We start from the raw sequence: 22,507 nt of genomic DNA, 5'->3' as shown, positions 1-22,507 counted from the left end.
GCGACTGCTCTTATCCATGTGCTCCGATAAGATATTGGCAAGTAAATGTGGCAGAGTTTTTAAATTATCATGCTGTAAAATGGCATCAATACCGTAGGCGCGTGCAGTAGTTTCTGCGATGCGCTCACAGTAGGTTGGTGGAATTAATACAATAGGGGTGTTTTTAGCGGTCGCTAATAGGCCCGAGCGCACCATACGAGAAAAGCGCCACCCATCAATTTCGCCTATAGCCAAATCGGTAATGATTAGGTTTACCGGTTGCTTTTTTAATAAATCGAGGGCCTCTAAGCTATTGCTTTTAAGCTCAATATCAAATACATCGACATTTTTTAACGCATCAACAAGTTGAGTTGATAGCTTAATATCTGGTGTAACTACCAGTAATTTAAGCTTATTCGACATTGAAACTGTACCTCTAAATCAGCCAACCACTCCTTGGTAACTTCGATTTTCAAATGCCAAAAGATACCTATTTTAGGTAGTTAACTCAAGTAAAATTGGCATTTTCAGCATGGTCAAAAATCTATCTCTATTCAATACAGTAGGTTATATTTTGAACGGGCTGTTTTCCTTGATTTAAATCATCACTAACACTAGAATCGGCGCCACTTTAACCAAGTATACCCTGAGTACTGACAACCAAGTGAGAATACTAAATGCGTGTTGCTGATTTTAACTTTGAATTACCCGATGAACTAATTGCCCGCTATCCAATGGAAGAGCGTACAGCGAGTCGCTTGTTAAAGCTCGAAGGTAATAGCGGTGAGATTACGCATCATACGTTTGCTGATGTATTGGACTTTGTGAACCCTAATGATCTGATTATCTTTAATAATACAAAGGTTATTCCGGCGCGTATGTTTGGTCAAAAAACATCAGGCGGTAAGGTTGAGGTGCTCGTTGAACGGGTCGTCGACAAACACACTGTACTTGCGCATGTGCGTGCAAATAAATCACCTAAAGTAGGTAATGAACTTATTTTAGAAGGGAGCGCAACCGCTGTAATGCAAGGTCGCCAAGGTGAACTATTTGAACTCAAGTTTGAAGGTGATGAAGGCGTGCTTGATATTTTAGAGCGCATCGGTCATATGCCATTACCGCCTTATATTGATCGCCCTGATAATGAAAAAGACCGCAATCGCTATCAAACTGTTTATGGTGAAAAGCCAGGCGCAGTTGCAGCACCAACAGCTGGCCTTCACTTTGACGATGCGTTATTAGCAAAGTTAAAAGACAAAGGTGTTGATTTAGGTTTTGTAACGCTGCATGTGGGGGCGGGTACATTCCAGCCAGTACGCGTTGATAAAATTGAAGATCACCATATGCACTCAGAATACATTGAAGTGCCAGAGCAAGTCGTTGCGCAAATTAAAGCGTGTCGTGAACGTGGCGGCCGCGTTGTTGCCGTTGGTACAACGTCAATGCGCTCACTTGAGTCAGCAGCAATGAAATCAGAAGGTGAACTTGCACCATTCTACGGTGATACTGATATTTTCATTTATCCGGGTTACGAGTTTCAGGTGGTTGATGCAATGATCACAAATTTCCACTTACCAGAATCAACACTGATTATGTTGGTAAGCGCCTTTGCTGGACAAGAGAATATTATGAACGCCTATAACACCGCAATTGCAGAAAAATATCGCTTTTTCTCATACGGTGATGCGATGTTCTTAACCAAAAAAGACCTTTAACACTTGGTTCAAAAAATACTAGCGATGTAACTCAGTTACATCGCTTTACACGTAAATCTCACTTTCCACTTTTATTTCTGTTATCTCATCCCTATATCCATAGTATTGTGCTGTCAAAGCAGGTAAAATCGACCGATTATTTTACGCTCAATTAATGAAGTTGAGTAAAAGTTGGACTGTTTTTCCGGCATTTGAGGTTTTTATGAAATTTGAATTAGACAATACAGATGGCAAGGCGCGTCGCGGCCGTTTGATTTTTGAACGTGGTGTTGTTGAAACGCCAGCATTTATGCCTGTGGGTACTTACGGTACTGTTAAAGGCATGACACCTGAAGAGCTAAAAGGTACAGGTGCTGAAATCTGCTTGGGTAATACCTTTCACTTAATGCTTCGTCCTGGTACTGAAATCATTAAACAACATGGTGATTTACATGATTTTATGGGCTGGGATAAACCAATTCTTACTGATTCAGGCGGTTTTCAGGTATTCAGCTTAGGTGAAATGCGCAAAATTTCTGAAGAAGGCGTAATGTTCCGTTCACCAGTAAACGGTGAAAAAATCATGCTTTCACCAGAAAAAGCAATGCAAGTACAGCGTGATCTAGGTTCAGATATCGTGATGATTTTTGACGAATGTACGCCGTACCCAGCAACTGAAAAAGAAGCGCGTGATTCAATGGAATTATCGCTGCGCTGGGCAAAACGTTCAAAAGAAGGTCACGGTGACAACCCATCTGCGCTGTTTGGCATTATTCAAGGTGGTATGTATCCAGAGCTGCGTGAAATTTCACAAAAAGGCTTAGAAGAAATCGGTTTTGATGGTTATGCCTTAGGCGGCCTATCGGTTGGTGAGCCAAAAGAAGAAATGATTAAGATTCTTGATCATTGCGCTTACAAAATGCCTGAAGACAAGCCACGTTACCTAATGGGTGTTGGTAAACCTGAAGACTTAGTTGAAGCTGTGCGTCGCGGTATTGATATGTTTGACTGTGTTATGCCAACGCGTAACGCACGTAATGGTCACTTATTTATTACCGGTGGGGTAATTAAAATCCGTAATGCGGTTCACAAAACAGATACCGGTCCACTTGATCCTGAGTGTGATTGCCATACCTGTCAAAACTTCTCTCGCGCTTATTTACATCACCTTGATAAGTGTAATGAAATTTTAGGTGCACGTTTAAACACCATTCATAACTTACGTTATTACCAACGCGTAATGGAAGGCCTGCGTAATGCGATTGCAGAAAACAAGCTAGATGAGTTTGTTGCTGATTTTTATGCACGACGTGGCTTACCAGTACCCGAATTAAAACAAATTGAAGACTAATAAAATTTAAGAGGAATCAACCATGAGTTTATTTATCTCAAGTGCGCATGCAAGTGCGGGTGCACCACCTGCTGGTGGCGGCATGGAAATGCTAATTATGCTAGGTATTTTCGGTTTAGTATTTTACTTCCTAATTTACCGTCCACAAGCAAAGCGTGTTAAAGAGCACAAGAACCTAATGTCAGCATTGGCGAAAGGTGATGAAGTACTTACTGCGGGTGGTTTAGTGGGTAAAATCGTGAAAGTATCTGACGACAAAGATTTTGTTGTAGTTGCACTTAACGACCAAGCTAACGTAACTGTGCAAAAAGGTTCAATTTCAGCTGTGCTGCCTAAAGGCACAATGAAAGCACTTTAATCAAAGGAACAAGTTGTGATTAATAAGTACCCATTATGGAAGTACTTGATGGTGGTTGCAGTGGTATTGCTCGGTATGCTTTACGCTGCACCAAATATGTACGGTAGTGATCCTGCCGTACAGATTTCAGGTGCGCGAGGCGCTGTAATTGAAACAGCTGATCTCGACAAAGTAAAAGATGTTTTAACGAAAGATGAATTTGATGCTAAATCAATCAAACTAGAAAATGAGCAAATTCTAATTCGTTTTAATGATGTAGAAACTCAGTTAAAAGCGAAAGACGTACTAAGCGAAAGCCTAGGCGCTAACTATATCGCCGCTATAAACTCTGCTCCTTCAACGCCAGCTTGGCTTGAAAACTTGGGCGGTGCGCCGATGAAGTTAGGCCTAGATTTACGTGGTGGTGTTGAGTTTACGATGGAAGTTGATATGCGTACTGCTATCAACAACCAGTTAAAGCAAATGCAACAAGATTTCCGTTCGGATCTACGTGAGCAGAAAATTCGCTATCGCAGTATTCGCGAAGTAGCAAATGCTGATCGTGTGCAACTTGTTTTCCGTAACAGTGAAGACAAAAATGCGGCTGAAAGCTTCCTACAAAAGAACAATCCAATGCTTGAGTTTCGCGATGATCGTAGCAATGAGCTAGCGTTCACTGCGCGTTTAACTGAAGCTAAGTTAAAAGAAATTCGCGATTATGCGATTTCACAGAACTTAATTATTATTCGTAAGCGTATTAATCAAATTGGTGTAGCTGAGCCAAATGTTCAGCGCCAAGGTAAAGAGCGTATTTTAGTGCAATTACCGGGGATTCAAGACCCAGCACGTGCAAAAGAGATTTTAGGTTCTGCAGCAACGCTTGAGCTGCGCATGGTAGACCAAGATAACGACGTACGTGATGCACTAGCTGGTCGTATGCCACCGGGTTCAGAAGTAATCAACGACCAGTTTGGTCGCCCTGTACTACTTAAAAAGCGCGTAATGCTTGAAGGTTCTCATATTACCGGTGCACAAGCAGGTTATGACCAATATCAACGTCCGCAAGTTAGTTTACAACTTGATAGCAAAGGCGGCTCAAAAATGGCTGCGTTTACTAAAGACGAAGTTGGTAACTTAATGGCGATTGTGTTCATCGAATACCGTCCATCAGGCAAAGTTGATGAAAATGGTAAAGCATTACCACCAATCAAACATGAAGAAGTGATTAACCAAGCGACTATCAATGAGCGTTTAGGTCGTCGTTTCCAAATTACCGGCATTGATACACCAGCAAAAGCGCAGCATTTATCTGAAATGTTACGTGCAGGTGCGCTGGTAGCACCAATTCAAATTGTTGCTGAAAGTACCATTGGTCCAAGCATGGGTGCTGAAAACGTAGAAAAAGGGATTACTGCAGTAGTACTCGGTTTTGTTTTCGTACTGGTATTTATGCTGCTTTACTACAAAGGTTTTGGCTTGATTGCAAACATTGCACTTGGCTTAAACTTAGTGTTAATTGTTGGTGCTATGTCTGTACTTGCGGGTGCAACTCTCACCTTACCAGGTATTGCAGGTATTGTACTTACTGTAGGTATGGCAGTTGATGCCAATGTACTTATTTTTGAGCGTATTCGTGAAGAATTAGCAGAAGGGCGTAGTCCTCAACAAGCAATTCACCACGGTTACGACAGTGCATTTAGCACCATTTTCGATGCTAATATCACAACCTTAATTGCAGCCGTGATTTTGTACGCAATTGGTACGGGTCCTATTCAAGGATTCGCAATCACTCTTGCTATCGGTATTGTAACGTCAATGTTTACCGCTATTGTTGGTACGCGTGCAATTGTTAACGCGTTACTTGGTGGTAAGCGCATTGAGAAGTTATCTATCTAGGAGAGTGTGATGCAGTTATTAAAATTAAACGAAACACTTAAGTTTATGTCATTGCGTAAAATCGCAATGACAATTTCAACACTGTTGATCCTTGCTTCTTTTGTGTCGTTTTTCACCAAAGGTATGAACTTTGGTTTGGATTTTACCGGTGGTACAACGGTTGAAGTTGGCTTTGAACAAGCCGCTGATCTTAAAGTTGTGCGTTCAGCGCTTCATGAAAATGGCTTCCCTGATGCACAGGTACAGCTGTTTGGTTCAAGTAAGGATGTTAAAATTCGCCTTGAACCGCGTGAAGGTGAAAAGGCTGATATGATCAGTAACCAAGTACTCGACATTCTTGTTCAAGCGGGTCAAAAGGTTGAGATCCGCTCAATTGAGTTTGTTGGTCCAAGTGTTGGTGAAGATTTAAAAGAGCAAGGCGGCTTAGCAATGTTAACAGCGCTAATTTGTATCTTGCTTTATGTAGCACTGCGCTTTGAATGGCGTTTTGCGATTGGTGCAGTAGCGGCGCTTGCTCATGACGTTATCTTAACCGTAGGTTTATTCTCTGTATTAGGTTTACCTTTTGACTTAACCGTACTTGCTGCAGTACTTGCGGTAATAGGTTATTCACTAAACGATACGATTGTTGTATCTGATCGTATTCGTGAGAACTTCCGTAAAATTCGTATCGACGATACCATTGAAATTGTAGATATTTCACTTACACAAACACTTAACCGTACATTAGTAACATCAATTACCACAATTTTGGTACTTGTTGCGCTATTTGTATGGGGCGGCGAAACCATTCATGGTTTTGCTACAGCACTTCTGTTTGGTGTATTTATTGGTACTTACTCTTCTGTATACGTAGCAAGCTCGGTTGCGGTAATGATGGGCATCAGCAAAGAAGATTTGATCCCTGAAGAAGTTGAGAAAGAAGGTGCTGAATTTGACAATATGCCATAATTATTTGGTAATTTTGTAATAATTCTGAAAAAGACCGGTGTTAATGCTGGTCTTTTTTTTTGTCTTTAGTATTATTACTGAAAATGATAAACATTCTCAAAGGCATTAAGATGAAAAAGTTATCTGTTTTGGTTTCTCTCATGGCTGCATCACTGTTAACGGCATGTGGGGAGAAACAAACAAACGCAGAGGTAGTGGCTGAAGCGCCAGCTATTAACCAAGAGTTAGCAGCTTATAAGACAGGTGCAAAAGAGCTGGTAGCAATGATAAAAGCTGAAAAGCCCGATGCAGATATTGTTCAAAAATCTGCTGCATTAGTTGCGAATTCAAAACAGATTATTTCACAATTTATTGTTAAGCACCCTAAGTGTAATGAGTACCTAACTGCGTTAAACAATGCCGCAGACATTATTCCAACGTTACCTTTAGAAGAAATTGAGTCGGGCTATCACGAAGACGGAAAATTACCTAGCTTTGACGATCCTAATTGCTACCATGCTAAAGATTTACTCGTGCACCCTGCTACGGTACAAGCGATGGCAACAATAGGTATAAATAGTACTGAAATGCGCGAAAGTGCAGAGCTTGAAATTATTGAAGTTATTGCACACTTCTCGCAAGTAGAAAAAGCAATAAACTAACCTAAATTTCAGAAGGTTGTAATTTTAAAGTGAAATAATTGCAACCTTTTCTGATACTTAATTACTGACATATTTTTGTCACTATCACTTGCTATATTCGCCATCCGTAAAGAGGTGAATTATGCAAAACTTGAAACAATCGAACAGCTTAAAAACAATCTTGTCAGAACGTTTGATTACTACGCTGTTTCAACCCATTCTTGATATTGAACAAGAAACGGTTTTAGGCTACGAAGCTTTATCGCGAGGACCTGAAAATTCAAGTTTGTATAGCCCATTAGAACTCTTTGCTCAGGCAGAAAAAGATGCTTGCCTATCTGAATTAGAATTACTTTGCCGTGAAAAAGCGATAGAAAACTTTGTAAAACAAGTTCTACCAGGCAAGTTATTTATTAATGTGAGCCCAACGACCTTATTGCAAGAAACGCTTCATCTATTAGCAAAATACGGTTTGCCAACCTCTCGTGTTGTTATCGAAATTACCGAACGAGAGCCACTTTGCGAAAGTGACCTATTATTTGAAGCAATTAAGCATTACCGCGATTTAGGATTGCATATTGCTATTGATGATTTTGGTTCAGGTTACAGTGGCTTAAAACAGTGGTCTGAACTAAAACCAGATATCGTTAAGATTGACCGTTACTTTATTGATCATTGCGATAAAAGTGTGGTGAAAAAAGAGTTTTTACGTTCGATATTGGAACTTGCAAAAATCACTAACACCCGGGTTATCGCAGAAGGTATCGAGCGTACGCAAGAACTTGAACTATTAAAAAGCTTAGGCGTTGAATTAGCGCAGGGCTTTTTACTGGAGCGCCCCTCATTATCACCATGTCAAAGCTTTGCTGAATGCATTGCTGCACAAAAACTCGTTGATATGCCACGTAACACACAAATCTATTCACGCTTTATTGGTAATTTATTGATAAGTCAGCAGTCGATTTTGGCTACAACTAATTGTGGCATGGCGAAAAAGTATTTTGAGCAAGATAAGTCACTGCAAAGTTTAGTGGTATTAAATAAAGAAAATCGCCCAGTAGGTATTTTGCATCGCGATCAGCTGTCGGAATTATTCTCCTCAACCTATGGTGCGGCACTTCATGCAAAACACTCAGTGACAGAGATTATGGATAATCAACCACTGGTTGTTGATAAATTGACAGCGCTGGACTCAGTGAGTCAAAAAATTACTGACTCAGACTTTGATATTCGTCGCTACATTATTGTTACACAAGAAGGTGTGTATTTAGGCGTGGTGCCCATTCGTGATATTTTAAAGCACATCACCGATGAAAAAATTAAAAATGCGCAACATGCAAATCCGTTAACTATGTTGCCGGGTAATGTGGCCATCAATGAAAATATCGAACGAAGATTAAATGCAAAGCATGATTTTGAACTAGCCTATATCGATTTAAATCACTTTAAACAGTTTAATGACCTTTATGGTTATGCCAGTGGCGATATGGTGATTAAGTTACTCGCAGACATTTGCCGTCAGGTATGTAATCGTAAGGACTGTTTTATAGGGCACATTGGCGGTGATGATTTTATGTTGGTATGCCCAAGTGGTATTGGTGAGGCGTTGTGCCAACAAATTATTACTGAATTTGAAACCGCGGTAAAAGCCTATTTTACTCCTGAGCATGTTGCAGCAGGTGGTTACTGGGCGACAAATCGTGAAGGTGAGAAAAAATTTGTACCTTTACTTACGTTATCAATCGGCCTCGTTAATCCAGACATTGAACATTGTGAGAATAGTCATCAAGTTTCAGCGCTTGCCACCGATGCAAAAAAAGAAGCGAAGCGTTATGTGACTAGCCATTTGTTTATTTGTAAACGTCGACGACCGACAATGGCGATAGTCAGGTTACCTGTCGCAAAATAGTGAATTAGCGTTGATTGAAAAACAATCGCTTTACCTCATCAATAACTTGCTTTAACTTAATATTACTCGAGCTATATTTGGGGCAAGTAATATGAGAATAAATGTACCATATTGTTTTATAGCGCTTATTTCATTATCAATATGCTCAGCAACGGCAACCGAAGTTGTTAAAGTCGCCAAAGAGCAGCGCAAGTTGTATCCCAGAGATCATTATATTGTTAGCTTGTTAGAGATGGCGCTGGCAAATCACGCTTATCAATTAGAGCATGTCCCTGTACACCCTCATCAACAACGTACCTTACTAAAACTGAGTAAAGGTGACGTGGATATTCATTGGGGCATGACAAGCCCTGATCGTGAAACCATAGCCACAGCCATTCCCATTCCTATTTTCAAAGGCTTAATAGGTAAACGCATTGCACTGATAAATCAGCAAAGGCAACCCGAATTCAGTGCCATCACCGACGATAAGTTTAAACTGTTAACAGCAGTACAGGGGCACGATTGGCCTGATACGAAAATTTTGGCGCAAAATGGCTACCGTGTGAAACCATTTGCCCATTACCCAGCTATGTTCACGATGGTATCGCGTGGGCAAGTTGATTACTTCCCCCGTTCCGTAATTGAAATTCAAGATGAATTGGCGGAGTTTAATAAACTTGGTTTGGCTATTGAGCAGCAGCATCTACTCAGTTATCCCGCAGCGTTTTATTTTTTTGTAAATAAAAACAAAAGTGAACTGGCTACGGCATTGGAAAGTGGTTTGTTAGCAATGGTGAGCGATGGGCGATTTGATAAGTTATTTGATCACTACTTTGCAGATACGCTCGCAAAATTAAAACTGGATGAGCGCGTAGAGCAGCAACTTGAGAATGATTATTTTCCGGATGCAGCAATATTAGACAATAAAGCGCTTTGGTATAAAAAATAAGGAAGCAATTTGCTTCCTTATTTATAAAACCTAGTAAAAGCTAGCAATTATTTAAGTAATGCATCGCTTAAGTGTGGGCGAAGCTCTTTTACAATTGCTTGTGCAAGTTTTGGCGCACCACATACAATATTACCTGACTTGTCTTGGTTGTTGCCGCCAGCAAAGTCAGTTACTAAACCACCTGCTTCTTTAACAAGTAGTTGACCTGCAGCTGTATCCCAAGGCTTTAAGCCAATTTCAAAGAAACCATCAACACGGCCCGCAGCAACATATGCTAAATCTAGCGCTGCAGAACCGGCACGACGCATATCAGCTGTGTGAACAAATAATGCACTGAATGCATTCATGTACTCTTCAATGTGATGCTTTTGCTTGAATGGGAAGCCTGTTGCTAATACAGTACCTGACAAGTCAGTTGCTTTATTTACACGAATACGCTTACTGTTAAGCTGTGCACCTTGACCGCGAGTTGCAGTAAATAACTCGCCACGAATAGGATCGTAAACTACCGCTTGTTCTGTACGGCCTTTCACTTTTAATGCAATTGATACTGCGAAGTGTGGAATGCCCTTGATGAAGTTAGTTGTGCCATCAAGTGGATCGATAACCCAAAGGTAATCAGCGTCGCTGCCAAGTTGTTGACCTAGCTCTTCGCCTACAATGCTATGCTTAGGGTAAGACTTAAAAATCGTGTCGCGAATCATCGCTTCCGCGTCTTTGTCTACGTTAGTTACAAAGTCGTTGCTACCTTTTTGAAGTACTTCAACTTTATCTTTCTCTTCAAATTTCTGAAGAATAACTTTACCTGCATTTCGCGCAGCGCGAACCGCAATGTTTAACATTGGATGCATAGCTTTACCTTTAGGTTTTAAAAGAACTCATTAACTACTAAGTTGTGCCTTATTTTGGTCACCCCTCAGTTCAGCCGCGCTATTTTAGCGACTTTTTTGCGGTTGTAAACCAAAATAATAAATTTAATCTCTGGTTAACAATTAATCAAACTGGTGTGCTAAAAAATTGCTAATCGTGGTGTAATAGTCGAAATTTATTGATGAGTAGGCTAAAATCCGCGCCAGATTAAATTTCAGAGTTTAAAACGAAACATGACGCTAGATAAAATTCGTATTGTACTGGTTAATACTTCGCACACAGGTAACATTGGTTCAGTTGCTCGCGCAATGAAAACAATGGGCTTTAGTAAACTTTATTTAGTTGATCCTGTTAATCCGGTAGATAGTCATGCAAGTGCGTTAGCTGCTGGTGCTACTGATGTACTAGGAAACGCCGTTGTGGTGGATACGTTACAAGAGGCGATTGCAGACTGTAATACGGTAATTGGTACCAGTGCACGTTCACGTACATTATCTTGGCCAATGGTAGACCCAGTAGAATGTGGTGAAAAACTATTAGCTGGCACTGAGCAAGAAGGTGATGTGGCATTAGTTTTTGGTCGTGAAAATAGCGGTTTAACCAATGAAGAATTACAACTTTGTAACTATCACGTATGCATTGCTGCCAACCCTGAATACTCATCATTAAATTTAGCGATGGCAGTACAAACGTTATGTTATGAAACGCGTATGCGTTATTTAGCAAAAGTTGACCAGCCTGTTGAGCAAGATGACACGGTTTACCCAAGCTCTGAGCAAATGGAATTATTCTATCAACACCTTGAGAACACTCTGTCTGAGACGGGTTTTATTATTAAGCAACATCCTGGTCAGGTAATGACTAAATTACGCCGTTTGTTTAACCGCGCACGTCCAGAAGAGCAAGAGCTAAACATCTTACGTGGTATTTTGACGTCAATTGATAAATCAGTTGTGAAAAAAGACAATAACTAGCCTAAATATAATACTTGACTAATTTACTCAGGTAATTAAACTAATACCTGAGTAAATTACTAGGTTATTACTCGCGGCATGAGAAACAGCGCGACTAAAGAATAACCTAAGTGCGTACAATAAATACTTGACTATCTTAGTCAGGTAATTAAAATTCGCACTCTTATTGATTATGGGGGCTTAGCATGAAATTAACGTCGAAAGGTCGATATGCAGTTACTGCATTATTAGACGTTGCGCTTCATACTAAAATTGGCCCAGTTCCCCTTGCTGAAATTTCAGAAAGACAAGATATCTCACTTTCATACCTTGAGCAGTTATTTTCGCGTTTGCGTAAGCAAGACTTAGTGCGCTCTGTTCGTGGTCCAGGTGGTGGTTATTTACTTGGCAAAGAAGCCTCAGACATTTCAGTAGGCGATATTATATCTGCAGTCAATGAATCGGTAGATGCCACTCGTTGTGGTGGTGAAGGCGATTGCCAAAATGGTGTTCGTTGTTTAACGCATTCACTATGGAGTGAGTTAAGTCAGCGCATCGAAGAGTTTTTAAACAGTATTACGTTAGCTGAGCTCGTTGCAAAAAAAGATGTGCAACGCGTTGCCGATCGTCAAGATCAAGCGGTGGAAAAGGCCGTTGAAAAATCACTCAGCCAACTGGAAAATATCAACATTAGTTGCCAAATGTAGCAATTCGGAGCAAGTAAATATGAAGTTACCAATTTATTTAGATTATGCCGCCACAACCCCTGTCGATCCGCGTGTAGCTGAGGCTATGATGCAGTGTTTAACAATGGATGGCAATTTTGGTAACCCTGCTTCTCGTTCACACCGTTTTGGTTGGCAAGCAGAAGAAGCAGTTGACCAAGCACGTCATGATATCGCTGAGTTAATTAACGCAGACCCGCGTGAAATCGTATTTACTTCTGGTGCTACAGAATCAAATAACCTGGCAATTAAAGGTGCTGCAAACTTCTATGCGAAGAAAGGTAAGCACGTAATCACAGTTAAAACTGAACACAAGGCTGTTTTAGACACGTGTCGCGAACTTGAGCGTCAAGGTTTTGAAGTAACCTATATGGACGTTGAAGAAAATGGCTTACTAGACCTTAAAAAGCTAGAAGCTGAAATGCGTGATGACACTGTATTAGTAAGTGTAATGCACGTAAACAACGAGCTAGGTGTAGTTCAAGATATCGCAACAATTGGCGAAATGTGTCGCGAACGTAAAATTATGTTCCATGTTGATGGTGCACAAAGTGCAGGTAAAGTAAAAATCGACATGCAAGCACTTAAAGTAGACTTTATGTCTTTCTCTGGTCACAAGGTTTATGGCCCGAAAGGTATTGGTGCACTTTATGTTCGTCGTAAGCCGCGCGCACGTTTAGAAGCGCAAATGCACGGTGGTGGTCATGAACGTGGTATGCGTTCAGGTACATTAGCAACACACCAGATCGTAGGTATGGGTCAGGCGTTCAAAGTTGCAAAAGAAGATTTCGACAAAGACCACGCTCATATCAGTGCGCTACGTAAGCGTTTAATCGACGGCATTATGTCTGATATTGAAGAAGTATACTTCAATGGTACACCTGACCAATCAGTGCCTGGCATTGTAAATATCTCTTTCAACTATGTTGAAGGTGAGTCGCTACTTATGGCGCTAAAAGATATTGCAGTATCATCTGGTTCAGCATGTACATCAGCAAGTTTAGAACCATCTTATGTGTTGCGTGCTCTTGGCCGCAACGACGAATTAGCACATAGCTCAATTCGTTTTAGTATCGGTCGTTTTACGACTGAAGAAGAGATTGACTACACTGTTCAGCTAATCAAAGACTCAATTGGCCGTTTACGTGAAATGTCTCCTTTGTGGGAAATGTTTAAAGACGGTGTTGATTTAGAGTCAGTTGAGTGGACACACCACTAATTAAATGAATTGGGTATTGAGGTAATAAGCAATGGCATATAGTGAAAAAGTAATTGACCATGTAGAGAATCCACGTAACGTTGGTTCTTTCGATAAGAACGACCCAAGCGTAGCAACGGGCATGGTTGGCGCACCAGCGTGTGGTGACGTAATGAAGTTGCAAATTAAAGTATCTGACGATGGTATTATCGAAGATGCGAAGTTCAAAACTTACGGGTGTGGTAGTGCGATTGCATCATCATCACTAGTAACTGAATGGGTTAAAGGTAAGAGCTTAGATGAAGCTGGTGAGATCAAAAATACTGATATCACAGCAGAATTAGAATTACCACCAGTTAAAATTCACTGTTCAATTTTAGCGGAAGATGCTATCCAAGCAGCGATTGCTGATTACAAAAAAAAGCACGGTGAATAATTTATGGCGATTACTTTAACAGATGCAGCAGCAGATCGCGTACGTTCATTTTTAACCAATCGCGGTAAAGGTCTTGGCCTACGCGTTGGTGTTAAAACAACAGGCTGTTCAGGCCTTGCCTATGTATTAGAGTTTGTTGATGAATTAGCGGAAGGCGATGAAACCTTTGAGCATAACGGTGTAACCGTAATTGTTGATGGTAAAAGCCTAGTGTATATCGATGGCACTGAGCTGGATTTTGTTAAAGAAGGCCTAAATGAAGGGTTTAAATTTAACAACCCGAATCAAAATGGTGAGTGTGGTTGCGGCGAAAGCTTTACCGTATAACCTGTACTATTTGAGCTAATTTATTAAGCCCTGCAATTGCGGGGCTTGTGTGCAATTAAGAGCGAGGATTTTTTCGTTACTATGAAATACTTTGAGTTATTTGCAATCCCTGTTCAATTTGATGTTGATCTTAATATCGTTAATGCACGCTATCTCGAATTGCAAAAAGTACTTCACCCAGATCGCCATGCTAGCTTAAGTGCGCAGCAACAATTACTTGCGGTACAAAAGACTGCTGAATTAAACGACGCCTTACAAATTCTGAAGCAGCCTCTAAAACGTGCAGAGTATATGCTCGCTGAAAAGCACATTGATATTCGTGCCGAGCAGCAAACGTTGCAAGACCCAGAGTTTTTAATGCAACAAATGGAACTACGCGAAGAGCTTAGCGAAATAACGGATGCAGCTGATCCTGAAGCGGCCATTGAGCAATTTGAAAGTCATGTCAAAGCCCTTCACCAGGACTATTATGCTGAGCTTAAAAAATACATCGACAGTGACGAGCAAAGCGAGCTATTAATTGCTGCAGATATTGTACGCAAACTTAAGTTTATTTATAAATTACGAGAAGAATTAGAGCGCATCGAAGATTCGCTTTTCGATGACTAATTAGGACGCGAGAAACATGTTACTCCAAATAGCAGAACCAGGCCAAAGTGCATCTCCTCATGAGCATAAATTAGCAGTTGGCATTGACTTAGGAACCACGAACTCGCTGGTAGCAACGGTACAAAGTGGCCAGAGCAAAGTGCTGCCAGATTTAATGGGTAAAACAATGTTACCCTCAGCAGTGCATTATGGCGAAAACGACATTACCGTTGGCGAAAAGGCCAAGAAAGATGCGCCACTGGATGCTGCAAATACGTTAATTTCCGTAAAGCGTTTTCTTGGTAAATCATTCCAAGAAATAAGTGAAATTGCCGATAGCCTACCGTATCAATTTAGCAATGAAAATAACGTGTTAGCGATTCAAACACGTCAGGGTCATATCAACCCGATTCAAGCGTCAAGCGAGATTTTAAAATCACTGAAAGCACGAGCAATGGATAGTTTTGGCGGCGAAGAAATTACCGGTGCGGTTATCACTGTACCTGCGTATTTTGATGATGCACAGCGCCAAGGCACCAAAGATGCCGCAGAGCTTGCTGGCTTAAAAGTCCTTCGTCTACTTAACGAGCCAACCGCAGCGGCAGTTGCTTATGGCTTAGACTCAGGCAAAGAAGGGGTTATTGCCGTTTATGACTTAGGTGGCGGTACCTTTGATGTATCAATTCTGCGCTTAAATAAAGGCGTTTTTGAAGTATTGGCAACCGGTGGTGATTCTGCGCTGGGTGGTGATGACTTTGATGCTCTATTGGTAAATTACTTTAAAGAGCAAACAGGCATTGAAACACCTAATGCCGATACATTACGTCTATTTATGGAAAAAGCGCGTGCATGTAAAGAAGCACTTACTAGCTACAATCTTGTAAATGTTGGTTTAGATTTAGGTGACAAGCAGTTTACTATTGAAGTCACTAAAGATTTCTTCAACCAATTAGCTGAAAGCTTAGTTAAGAAAACACTGCGTGCTTCACGCCGTGCGTTAAAAGATGCAGGTGTGGAAAAAGAAGACGTTCTTGAAGTCGTGATGGTCGGTGGCTCTACACGTATGCCAATCGTACGTGAGCAAGTGGGTGAATTCTTCGGTCAAGAACCATTAACTTCAATCGACCCTGATCAAGTTGTTGCACTGGGTGCAGCAATTCAAGCCGATATCTTAGTGGGTAACAAACCTGATTCAGATATGTTGCTACTTGATGTGTTACCACTGTCACTTGGTTTAGAAACCATGGGTGGTTTGGTTGAGAAAATTATTCCACGTAATACCACTATTCCTGTTGCTCGCGCACAAGAATTTACCACCTTTAAAGATGGCCAAACGGCAATGTCTTTACACGTGTTACAAGGTGAGCGTGAACTGGTAGATGATTGTCGTTCTCTTGCTAAATTTAGCCTAAAAGGTATTCCGCCAATGGCTGCGGGTGCAGCGCATATCCGCGTGACCTTTAAAGTGGATGCAGATGGCCTGTTAAGTGTTAGCGCTATGGAAAAATCAACAGGCGTGCAGTCAGAAATTCAGGTTAAACCATCGTTTGGTTTATCAGATGACCAAGTTGCTGATATGATTAAATCGTCTATGGTCAATGCCAAAGACGATATGCAAGCGCGCATGCTAAAAGAGCAGCAAGTTGAAGCACTGCGTGTAATCGAAGCGCTTAGCGCATCAATTGCACAAAGTGGTCACTTACTTTCAAGCGATGAGAAAAGTGAATTAGAAAGCGAAATCAGCAAACTTGCAGTGCTTCGCGAAACGGCGACAACGCCAGACCAATTAAAATCAGCCATCGAAGCAATTGATAAAGCAAGCAGTGAGTTTGCGTCACGCCGTATGGACGATTCAATTAAACAGGCTTTAACTGGCCAGTCGGTAGATGAGGTTTAATATGCCACAAATTATTTTCTTACCACACGAAGAACTTTGTCCTGAAGGCGCCGCAATTGAAGCGCCAACAGGTGAAACGGTTCTTGATGTTGCACTTAAAAATGGCATTTCAATTCCACATGCATGTGAAAAGTCATGTGCATGTACAACATGCCATATTATTGTGCGTGAAGGGTTTGACTCACTAGAAGAAAGTGATGAGCTTGAAGATGACATGCTTGATAAAGCGTGGGGCTTAGAGCCTGAGTCGCGCCTTGGTTGTCAGGCAATTATTGCTGATGAAGATTTAGTGGTTGAAATTCCAAAGTACAATTTAAATATTGTCAATGAAGAACATTAATCCACATCAAATATGTTTTTAAAAGCGCTCCTAGAGCGCTTTTTTATTGCCTAAAAGTTGTCTAATATCTTTACACTGAACACTTAATTGAATGCAGGAAAGCATATGAAACCACATGGTATAAGTATTGGTTTAAGTCGTGTAAAAAATACGTTTTTTATCCATATTCGTGCATTTGGCACATTACAGCATGATGACTATGAATTTATGGTTCCAACAATTGAGTCAGCATTAATTGAAGTAAAAGAGCCAAAGCTGAATGTATTGATAGATATTACAGAGCTTGATGGCTGGACAGTGAATGCCGCATGGGATGATTTTAAGTTTGGTATGAAACATCGCCGAGAATTTGAAAAAGTAGCTGTAATTTGCTCCCAGCGTTGGCAAAAAGGGGTAATGCAAGTTTCTAACTGGTTTATGCCGGGTGAAGTAAAGTCATTTGATAATCATCACGATGCACTCGTATGGCTTGAAAGTCAGTAACCAACCTTATTGCCGTGTAAAATTAGTTAATGCATTTGCTCAGAAAGCCTTGTAGAATTTATCGTTTGTTTAGTTTAATAATTCTGCAAAGTTTATGGTGCACGGAAGTTGCGGTAATAGCACATCAAGCTCAAAAATTAATCCAAGCGATGTAAGTTTAGTTATTTTAGCTGGCGGTTTAGGCCGACGTTTTGGCGGCAATAAACAACTTGCAGAAGTACCAGGTATTGGTAAAACCTTGCTTGAATTAAGCATTCAAGATGCATTTGATGCGGGCATTCGTCATTTAGTGTTAGTTGTGAATGCAGCAATCAAAGAGACTGTTGAAGCACAAATTTTACCCAGATTGAACCCAAACTTAAGTGTAGATTTGGCTGTTCAATCTATTTCAGATGTACCGCTTCATTACCAACAAAAAAGCAGTGTTCGTGAAAAACCTTGGGGCACAGGACATGCGCTATTGGCGGCTAGATCATTTGTAAAACCGCACTTTGTGGTTATTACTGCGGATGATTATTATGGCAAGTCGGGTGTGTTAGGCTATCCATTGGTCAGTACGCTAACAAGCCTAGGCGGGGTTAATCGCGGTATTTGTGAGCTAAATGGCACATTACTAAACAAAATCACCGAAGTATTAAATATTGATGCAGATCTTAACGGTGAAACACCTTCTGGTGATAAAGTGTCACTTTCATCAGAGGCATATGCATCAATGACCATTTGGGCACTTAGTTTTAAGATATTCACTCAGTTGGAAGATGGCTTTATCGACTTTTTGAAGCAAGATGACAGCGCTATCAATGGTGAGTTTTTTTTACCGGACCAAATTCAGTATTTAATTGCCGAGCATGGGCAAATTGTTGAGTTATTACCTGCCAAGGATTTGTGGCTGGGTGTAACCTATAGCGATGATTTGCATCATGTTGCTGCGCAATTAAGTGAGTAAGTAAAAGCAGTTGCAAGAGATTACAATGACGTATCAAGAGCAAGCATTAGTTTTGTCAGACCAATTTGGTCTAGGGCAGGACGATATATCAATAAAACCGATTGGCAGTGGCCATATCAATACAACATTACTGCTAAGTTCGCCGAAAAAGCATCTAGTAGTGCAAAAGCTAAATACCCAGGTATTTCCTGATTCTGAAGCGCTAGTATCGAATGCGCGTAAAATTGAGAAACACCTGACCAAGAAAGCAGCAAAAAATGCTTATGATCTTGATGTTATAAAACATGTAGCAACGCAAGATGATAGTCATTTAATTCGCTTAAATGGCGATACTTGGCGTGCGCTTGAGTTTATTGGCGGCAGCTACAGCGAAGATGTGGTTGAATCAAGTGAAAAGGCAAAAATTGCGGCTGGCGCATTTGGCCAATTTGCAAAAGCACTTGATGATTTTGAAGCAGATAGTTTAAAAACCGTTATTCCCGATTTCCATAATTTAGAAATGCGCGTAAATGCGTTAAATAAAGCGGTTGAGGCCGATAAAGTTGCTCGTGTAGATGAGTGCGAAGCTGAAATTACATTTTGTCAGCAACAAAGCCAATTGCTTGAAGAAATTGGTGAAATTGTGCCTGACTTACCGGTGCGTGCTTGTCATAACGATACCAAAATCAACAACATGCTATTTTGTAAAAAGTCTGATCAAGCAAAAGCAGTTATTGATTTAGATACCTGTATGCCGGGTTACTGGATGTTTGATTTTGGCGATATGGTACGCACTTTTTGCTCACCAGAAGCGGAAGATTCAACTAACTTAGATAAAGTAAAAGTGCGCGAAAATATCTTTGCATCAATTGTTGAGGGCTATGTCGAGCCGCTCAAAAATGTCTTGTCAGATAAAGAAAAGCAAAGCTTTTGGTTAGGCGCCAAAGTGATGACATTTATGATTGGCGTGCGTTTTTTAACTGATTATCTTGATGGTGATAACTATTTTACGATTCACCGTGATAATCATAATCTTGACCGTGCACGCAACCAATTTGCGCTGTACAAAGATTTACTTAAAAAAGAACACACCTTAAAAGAAATTTTGTTCAAATAAATAAAACGCAGCTTTAGGCTGCGTTTTTGTTTTTCAACATTATAGATTTATTAATCGCATTGTTTTGCCCTGAAATAAGCAATGGGATATTAATTGTAAATAACAAAAAGAAAGTACGTTCAAAGGATATACACATGAAAAATATGGATCGTCGCGGCTTTTTAAAAGCGGCAACTGTCACCGCAGCTGCGGGTTTAACCGCTGCTTGCGCAACGTCAAATAATCAATTTACACCAGCAAAACAGCAGGGCAAAAGTGTAATAGGCTTAATTGCACCAAAAATGGATGTGGTACGTGTTGGTTTTATTGGTGTGGGTCAACGCGGTTATGGCCATGTTAAACGCATGAGCCATATTGAAGGCGCTGAAATTGTGGCAATTTGTGATAACCACCAAGAAGTGCTTGAGCGCTCAGCGAAATTCCTAACTGATAATGGTCATAAACAGCCGGCACTTTACGGTACAGGCGAATATGCTTACCGTGACATGCTGAACCGTCAAGATATTGATATTGTAATTATTTCTACGCCATGGAAATGGCATGCGCCGATGGCCATTGAATCGATGGAAAGTGGTAAACACGCTTTTGTTGAAGTACCGCTAGCCACTACCGTAGAAGAAATGTGGGACATTGTTAATACAGCCGAGCGTACGCAAAAGAACTGTATGATGATGGAAAATGTGAACTACGGCCGAGATGAGTTAATGGTACTCAACATGGTGCGCCAAGGTCTGTTTGGTGAGTTACTGCACGGTGAAGCGGCTTATATTCATGAGCTGCGCTGGCAAATGAAAGAGCTTGAAACTAAAACTGGTTCGTGGCGTACAGGTTGGCATGCAAAACGCAATGGTAATTTGTACCCAACTCACGGTTTAGGCCCTGTATCGCAATATATGAATATTAACCGTGGCGACCGTTTTGATTATCTAACCTCAATGAGTTCACCGGCACTTGGGCGTGCACTTTACGCGCAAAAAGAGTTCCCAGCAGGTCATCAACGCAACCAACTCAATTATATCAACGGTGATATGAGTACCACACTGATAAAAACAGTGAAAGGCCGCACCATTATGGTTCAGCACGATACAACAACGCCACGCCCGTATTCTCGTCATAATCTTATTCAAGGCACTAATGGTGTATTTGCAGGCTTCCCTAATCGCATTGCATTAGAAGAGGGTGGCAGTGGTAATTTCCACGAATGGGATTACGATATGCAGTCATGGTACGATAAATTTGACCATCCATTGTGGGTGAAAATGGGTAAAGAAGCGGAGCGCAATGGCGGTCATGGCGGCATGGACTTCTTAATGTTCTGGCGCATGATTTACTGCCTGCGTAATGGCGAGCCACTTGATCAAGATGTTTACGATGGCGCGGCTTGGTCGGTAATTAGCCCACTCAGTGCGGAGTCACTGAATAATCGTGCGAAGTCAGTAGATATTCCTGACTTTACTCGTGGTGCATGGCAAAGTGCAGAGCCACTAGGAATTGTAACGGTTTAAAACTGATCGTGTTTCAATGTTTTAACTTGGCAAAAAAACATAACTTGAAACTTTGTTTGTCGCGCTGGTGACAGCAGCCAAAAGGGGGCTAACGCCGGCCCCCCTTTGGATTCCCCCGACGCCCTAAAATCAAACTATTCTTCAAACATAATTTAAATGTGAACATAAACGCCATGAATCACCACGCTAAACATCCTTGTTCGCTTTCCAGCTCGAAGTCCTTTTCTCGCGTTCATAGCTAGCCGAACTTCGTTCGTCTCAAGACGCTATTCACCCATGCCTACATGACTTGCTCAACCGCTATGCTCCCTATCTCGCATTATTCATTTAAATTCTGTTTTCAGGCTTGATTAATAGGTAAGGGTGTGAACCTAAACACCTGACTCAATAGCAGGTTAGTGCCAACAACTGTCATTCGTAACGCCCTGTTAAGGTGTGAGCAACGCAATACCGATGCTTCCGCATACCACCTTAAACACAAAACGTAACGCATAGTAAAAATGCCACGTGTTGCGAATCACTCTTAAACAGTTTGTTGGCAGTATTTTTTAACGTCTGCGCTGTATTATTGTACGAATAAAAGCCGCCGACATATGAAGTGCAAGCTCTGCATCGTACTCGAGCACCTTTGACTCTTTATCACTTCCATGTCTGACCGCAGGCTCTGAATTTGTATATGCATAAAATTTTTCAAATACTGTAATTAGCATTGGTGAAATCACTTGCTCCTTTTTCATTGATTTCAGAGCATCACCCAACGTTGCTGTTTTTGGATACAATGCCTTACACACGCTTTCTACAGCACTTACTGATTCTTTTATAGAATTTTCAGGATCTGTTGATGGGCTAAGGATATAAGCTCTAGCCTTAGCATAATGTTTTCTTGCTGGTTCAAATTGGTCTTTTAGCTGGTTATCCGTTTGCTGAACTCTTATTTCTAGATCTTTTGGTAAAGAGCTTTCTAGGCAACCCGACTCACTTAATTTCCATTGCACTTTATGCTGAGAGAACAAGTCATTCACTTTCTGCCGATATGATGCATACATAAATGACTCAAAGTCATTGCTGCCCAATATGTCAGAGTACAAGTATTCATTAGCTTTGATTATTTCACCTATGATCTCAACAGCATCATAGAATTGATACCATTCTAGAGCACCCATCCTAAATTTGAGAGCATCCCAGCACGTCCAAGAATCATAGTCTTCTTGGTCTGTTTCCTGACCATTTTCAGCACAAAGACGCTCTATAAGATACTTAACTCCTAGGGGCTTTTGTTCATTATTGCTAACGCGACTATCGCCATCCACATACAGCAGTGGCTCTAACACCTTAAGAAAAAACATATTCTTCAGCCAATTTGGAGCATCTTGACTGATAGGTTCATTCTTGTATTCTGGGTCAAACCCAAATCTATGTGAGAACTTCATTGTTTCCTCTTAATACTGCTAACAGTTTATTAAGAGGCAAGTTGC

22 protein-coding genes and 1 pseudogene are annotated in these 22,507 nt (G+C 40.9%); 20 read left to right on the top strand and 3 right to left on the bottom strand.

The features are described from left to right. Nucleotides 1-402, bottom strand: a pseudogene (locus ON073_RS15910) (response regulator); the annotation flags it as partial. Nucleotides 403-656: 254 nt separating this feature from the next. Here ON073_RS15910 and queA point away from each other — a divergent pair. From queA to ON073_RS15870, 8 genes are all read left to right on the top strand, one after another. After that, complete coding sequence (queA, locus tag ON073_RS15905) at nt 657-1,694, top strand: tRNA preQ1(34) S-adenosylmethionine ribosyltransferase-isomerase QueA (RefSeq protein ID WP_274762877.1); 1,038 nt, start codon at nt 657-659, stop codon at nt 1,692-1,694. Nucleotides 1,695-1,896: 202 nt separating this feature from the next. Beyond that, the gene (gene tgt, locus ON073_RS15900) at nt 1,897-3,024 is read left to right on the top strand and encodes a tRNA guanosine(34) transglycosylase Tgt (RefSeq protein ID WP_274762876.1); all 1,128 of its coding nucleotides are present in this window, start codon (nt 1,897-1,899) and stop codon (nt 3,022-3,024) included. 22 nt (nt 3,025-3,046) lie between these two features. Beyond that, nucleotides 3,047-3,382, top strand: coding sequence for a preprotein translocase subunit YajC (yajC, locus tag ON073_RS15895; RefSeq protein WP_038637224.1), 336 nt, complete (start codon nt 3,047-3,049; stop codon nt 3,380-3,382). A gap of 15 nt (nt 3,383-3,397) precedes the next feature. Continuing rightward, on the top strand, nt 3,398-5,257 hold the full coding sequence (gene secD, locus ON073_RS15890; protein WP_274762875.1) for a protein translocase subunit SecD: 1,860 nt from the start codon (nt 3,398-3,400) through the stop codon (nt 5,255-5,257). A gap of 9 nt (nt 5,258-5,266) precedes the next feature. Beyond that, the gene (gene secF / locus ON073_RS15885; RefSeq protein WP_274762874.1) at nt 5,267-6,208 is read left to right on the top strand and encodes a protein translocase subunit SecF; all 942 of its coding nucleotides are present in this window, start codon (nt 5,267-5,269) and stop codon (nt 6,206-6,208) included. A gap of 110 nt (nt 6,209-6,318) precedes the next feature. Further along, entirely contained in the window at nt 6,319-6,849 is a 531-nt protein-coding gene (locus tag ON073_RS15880; RefSeq protein WP_274762873.1) for a hypothetical protein, read from the top strand. Between the two features lie 121 nt (nt 6,850-6,970). After that, complete coding sequence (locus tag ON073_RS15875) at nt 6,971-8,737, top strand: GGDEF domain-containing protein (RefSeq protein WP_274762872.1); 1,767 nt, start codon at nt 6,971-6,973, stop codon at nt 8,735-8,737. Nucleotides 8,738-8,828: 91 nt separating this feature from the next. Beyond that, nucleotides 8,829-9,668: a substrate-binding periplasmic protein gene (locus ON073_RS15870; protein WP_274762871.1), complete on the top strand. Its 840-nt coding sequence runs from the start codon at nt 8,829-8,831 to the stop codon at nt 9,666-9,668. Nucleotides 9,669-9,715: 47 nt separating this feature from the next. On the opposite strand, the gene suhB is transcribed toward ON073_RS15870, so the two are convergent. Then, nucleotides 9,716-10,519, bottom strand: coding sequence for an inositol-1-monophosphatase (gene suhB / locus ON073_RS15865; RefSeq protein WP_274762870.1), 804 nt, complete (start codon nt 10,517-10,519; stop codon nt 9,716-9,718). Nucleotides 10,520-10,771: 252 nt separating this feature from the next. On the opposite strand from suhB, the gene trmJ reads away from it, so the two are divergent. The 12 genes from trmJ to ON073_RS15805 all read left to right on the top strand — a co-directional run bounded on the left by trmJ (nt 10,772) and on the right by ON073_RS15805 (nt 21,032). Further along, the gene (gene trmJ, locus ON073_RS15860) at nt 10,772-11,512 is read left to right on the top strand and encodes a tRNA (cytosine(32)/uridine(32)-2'-O)-methyltransferase TrmJ (RefSeq protein WP_274762869.1); all 741 of its coding nucleotides are present in this window, start codon (nt 10,772-10,774) and stop codon (nt 11,510-11,512) included. 185 nt (nt 11,513-11,697) lie between these two features. Next, nucleotides 11,698-12,198, top strand: a complete 501-nt coding sequence (gene iscR, locus ON073_RS15855) for a Fe-S cluster assembly transcriptional regulator IscR (RefSeq protein ID WP_038637200.1) — start codon at nt 11,698-11,700, stop codon at nt 12,196-12,198. Nucleotides 12,199-12,217: 19 nt separating this feature from the next. Next, nucleotides 12,218-13,435 (top strand): IscS subfamily cysteine desulfurase, encoded by a 1,218-nt coding sequence (locus ON073_RS15850; RefSeq protein ID WP_274762868.1) that lies wholly within the window; start codon nt 12,218-12,220, stop codon nt 13,433-13,435. Between the two features lie 31 nt (nt 13,436-13,466). Then, nucleotides 13,467-13,850, top strand: a complete 384-nt coding sequence (iscU, locus tag ON073_RS15845; RefSeq protein ID WP_274762867.1) for a Fe-S cluster assembly scaffold IscU — start codon at nt 13,467-13,469, stop codon at nt 13,848-13,850. A gap of 3 nt (nt 13,851-13,853) precedes the next feature. Next, complete coding sequence (gene iscA, locus ON073_RS15840) at nt 13,854-14,177, top strand: iron-sulfur cluster assembly protein IscA (protein ID WP_010561888.1); 324 nt, start codon at nt 13,854-13,856, stop codon at nt 14,175-14,177. 81 nt (nt 14,178-14,258) lie between these two features. After that, a complete protein-coding gene (hscB, locus tag ON073_RS15835) occupies nt 14,259-14,786 on the top strand; it encodes a co-chaperone HscB (RefSeq protein ID WP_274762866.1) in 528 nt (175 codons plus the stop codon). Between the two features lie 16 nt (nt 14,787-14,802). Continuing rightward, nucleotides 14,803-16,662, top strand: coding sequence for a Fe-S protein assembly chaperone HscA (hscA, locus tag ON073_RS15830; protein WP_274762864.1), 1,860 nt, complete (start codon nt 14,803-14,805; stop codon nt 16,660-16,662). 1 nt (nt 16,663) lies between these two features. After that, entirely contained in the window at nt 16,664-17,002 is a 339-nt protein-coding gene (gene fdx / locus ON073_RS15825; protein ID WP_274762863.1) for an ISC system 2Fe-2S type ferredoxin, read from the top strand. Between the two features lie 105 nt (nt 17,003-17,107). Next, nucleotides 17,108-17,485, top strand: coding sequence for an STAS/SEC14 domain-containing protein (locus ON073_RS15820; RefSeq protein WP_274762862.1), 378 nt, complete (start codon nt 17,108-17,110; stop codon nt 17,483-17,485). 94 nt (nt 17,486-17,579) lie between these two features. Then, nucleotides 17,580-18,431 (top strand): NTP transferase domain-containing protein, encoded by an 852-nt coding sequence (locus ON073_RS15815; protein WP_274762861.1) that lies wholly within the window; start codon nt 17,580-17,582, stop codon nt 18,429-18,431. Nucleotides 18,432-18,456: 25 nt separating this feature from the next. Then, on the top strand, nt 18,457-19,527 hold the full coding sequence (locus ON073_RS15810; RefSeq protein WP_274762860.1) for a phosphotransferase enzyme family protein: 1,071 nt from the start codon (nt 18,457-18,459) through the stop codon (nt 19,525-19,527). Between the two features lie 134 nt (nt 19,528-19,661). Further along, a complete protein-coding gene (locus ON073_RS15805) occupies nt 19,662-21,032 on the top strand; it encodes a Gfo/Idh/MocA family protein (protein WP_274762859.1) in 1,371 nt (456 codons plus the stop codon). Between the two features lie 548 nt (nt 21,033-21,580). Here the strand turns inward: ON073_RS15805 and ON073_RS15795 are convergent. Continuing rightward, on the bottom strand, nt 21,581-22,462 hold the full coding sequence (locus ON073_RS15795) for a hypothetical protein (RefSeq protein ID WP_274762857.1): 882 nt from the start codon (nt 22,460-22,462) through the stop codon (nt 21,581-21,583). Nucleotides 22,463-22,507 lie beyond the last annotated feature (45 nt).

It is taken from the genome of Pseudoalteromonas sp. G4 (assembly GCF_028875915.1).
Taxonomy (GTDB): Bacteria; Pseudomonadota; Gammaproteobacteria; order Enterobacterales; family Alteromonadaceae; genus Pseudoalteromonas.
The sequence above is the reverse complement of the archived record's forward strand: the minus strand, read 5'-3'. Positions and strand labels throughout refer to the sequence as shown.

Bases quoted from the DNA above. Each gene is read 5' to 3' on its own strand.
- ON073_RS15795 (WP_274762857.1), bottom strand. From the start codon at position 22,462: ATGAAGTTCTCACATAGATTTGGGTTTGACCCAGAATACAAGAATGAA.
- ON073_RS15815 (WP_274762861.1), top strand. From the start codon at position 17,580: ATGGTGCACGGAAGTTGCGGTAATAGCACATCAAGCTCAAAAATTAAT.
- ON073_RS15805 (WP_274762859.1), top strand. From the start codon at position 19,662: ATGAAAAATATGGATCGTCGCGGCTTTTTAAAAGCGGCAACTGTCACC.
- secF (WP_274762874.1), top strand. From the start codon at position 5,267: ATGCAGTTATTAAAATTAAACGAAACACTTAAGTTTATGTCATTGCGT.
- iscA (WP_010561888.1), top strand. From the start codon at position 13,854: ATGGCGATTACTTTAACAGATGCAGCAGCAGATCGCGTACGTTCATTT.
- hscA (WP_274762864.1), top strand. From the start codon at position 14,803: ATGTTACTCCAAATAGCAGAACCAGGCCAAAGTGCATCTCCTCATGAG.
- yajC (WP_038637224.1), top strand. From the start codon at position 3,047: ATGAGTTTATTTATCTCAAGTGCGCATGCAAGTGCGGGTGCACCACCT.
- tgt (WP_274762876.1), top strand. From the start codon at position 1,897: ATGAAATTTGAATTAGACAATACAGATGGCAAGGCGCGTCGCGGCCGT.
- hscB (WP_274762866.1), top strand. From the start codon at position 14,259: ATGAAATACTTTGAGTTATTTGCAATCCCTGTTCAATTTGATGTTGAT.
- iscR (WP_038637200.1), top strand. From the start codon at position 11,698: ATGAAATTAACGTCGAAAGGTCGATATGCAGTTACTGCATTATTAGAC.
- ON073_RS15820 (WP_274762862.1), top strand. From the start codon at position 17,108: ATGAAACCACATGGTATAAGTATTGGTTTAAGTCGTGTAAAAAATACG.
- ON073_RS15850 (WP_274762868.1), top strand. From the start codon at position 12,218: ATGAAGTTACCAATTTATTTAGATTATGCCGCCACAACCCCTGTCGAT.
- trmJ (WP_274762869.1), top strand. From the start codon at position 10,772: ATGACGCTAGATAAAATTCGTATTGTACTGGTTAATACTTCGCACACA.
- fdx (WP_274762863.1), top strand. From the start codon at position 16,664: ATGCCACAAATTATTTTCTTACCACACGAAGAACTTTGTCCTGAAGGC.
- ON073_RS15880 (WP_274762873.1), top strand. From the start codon at position 6,319: ATGAAAAAGTTATCTGTTTTGGTTTCTCTCATGGCTGCATCACTGTTA.
- ON073_RS15875 (WP_274762872.1), top strand. From the start codon at position 6,971: ATGCAAAACTTGAAACAATCGAACAGCTTAAAAACAATCTTGTCAGAA.
- queA (WP_274762877.1), top strand. From the start codon at position 657: ATGCGTGTTGCTGATTTTAACTTTGAATTACCCGATGAACTAATTGCC.
- ON073_RS15870 (WP_274762871.1), top strand. From the start codon at position 8,829: ATGAGAATAAATGTACCATATTGTTTTATAGCGCTTATTTCATTATCA.
- ON073_RS15810 (WP_274762860.1), top strand. From the start codon at position 18,457: ATGACGTATCAAGAGCAAGCATTAGTTTTGTCAGACCAATTTGGTCTA.
- suhB (WP_274762870.1), bottom strand. From the start codon at position 10,519: ATGCATCCAATGTTAAACATTGCGGTTCGCGCTGCGCGAAATGCAGGT.
- iscU (WP_274762867.1), top strand. From the start codon at position 13,467: ATGGCATATAGTGAAAAAGTAATTGACCATGTAGAGAATCCACGTAAC.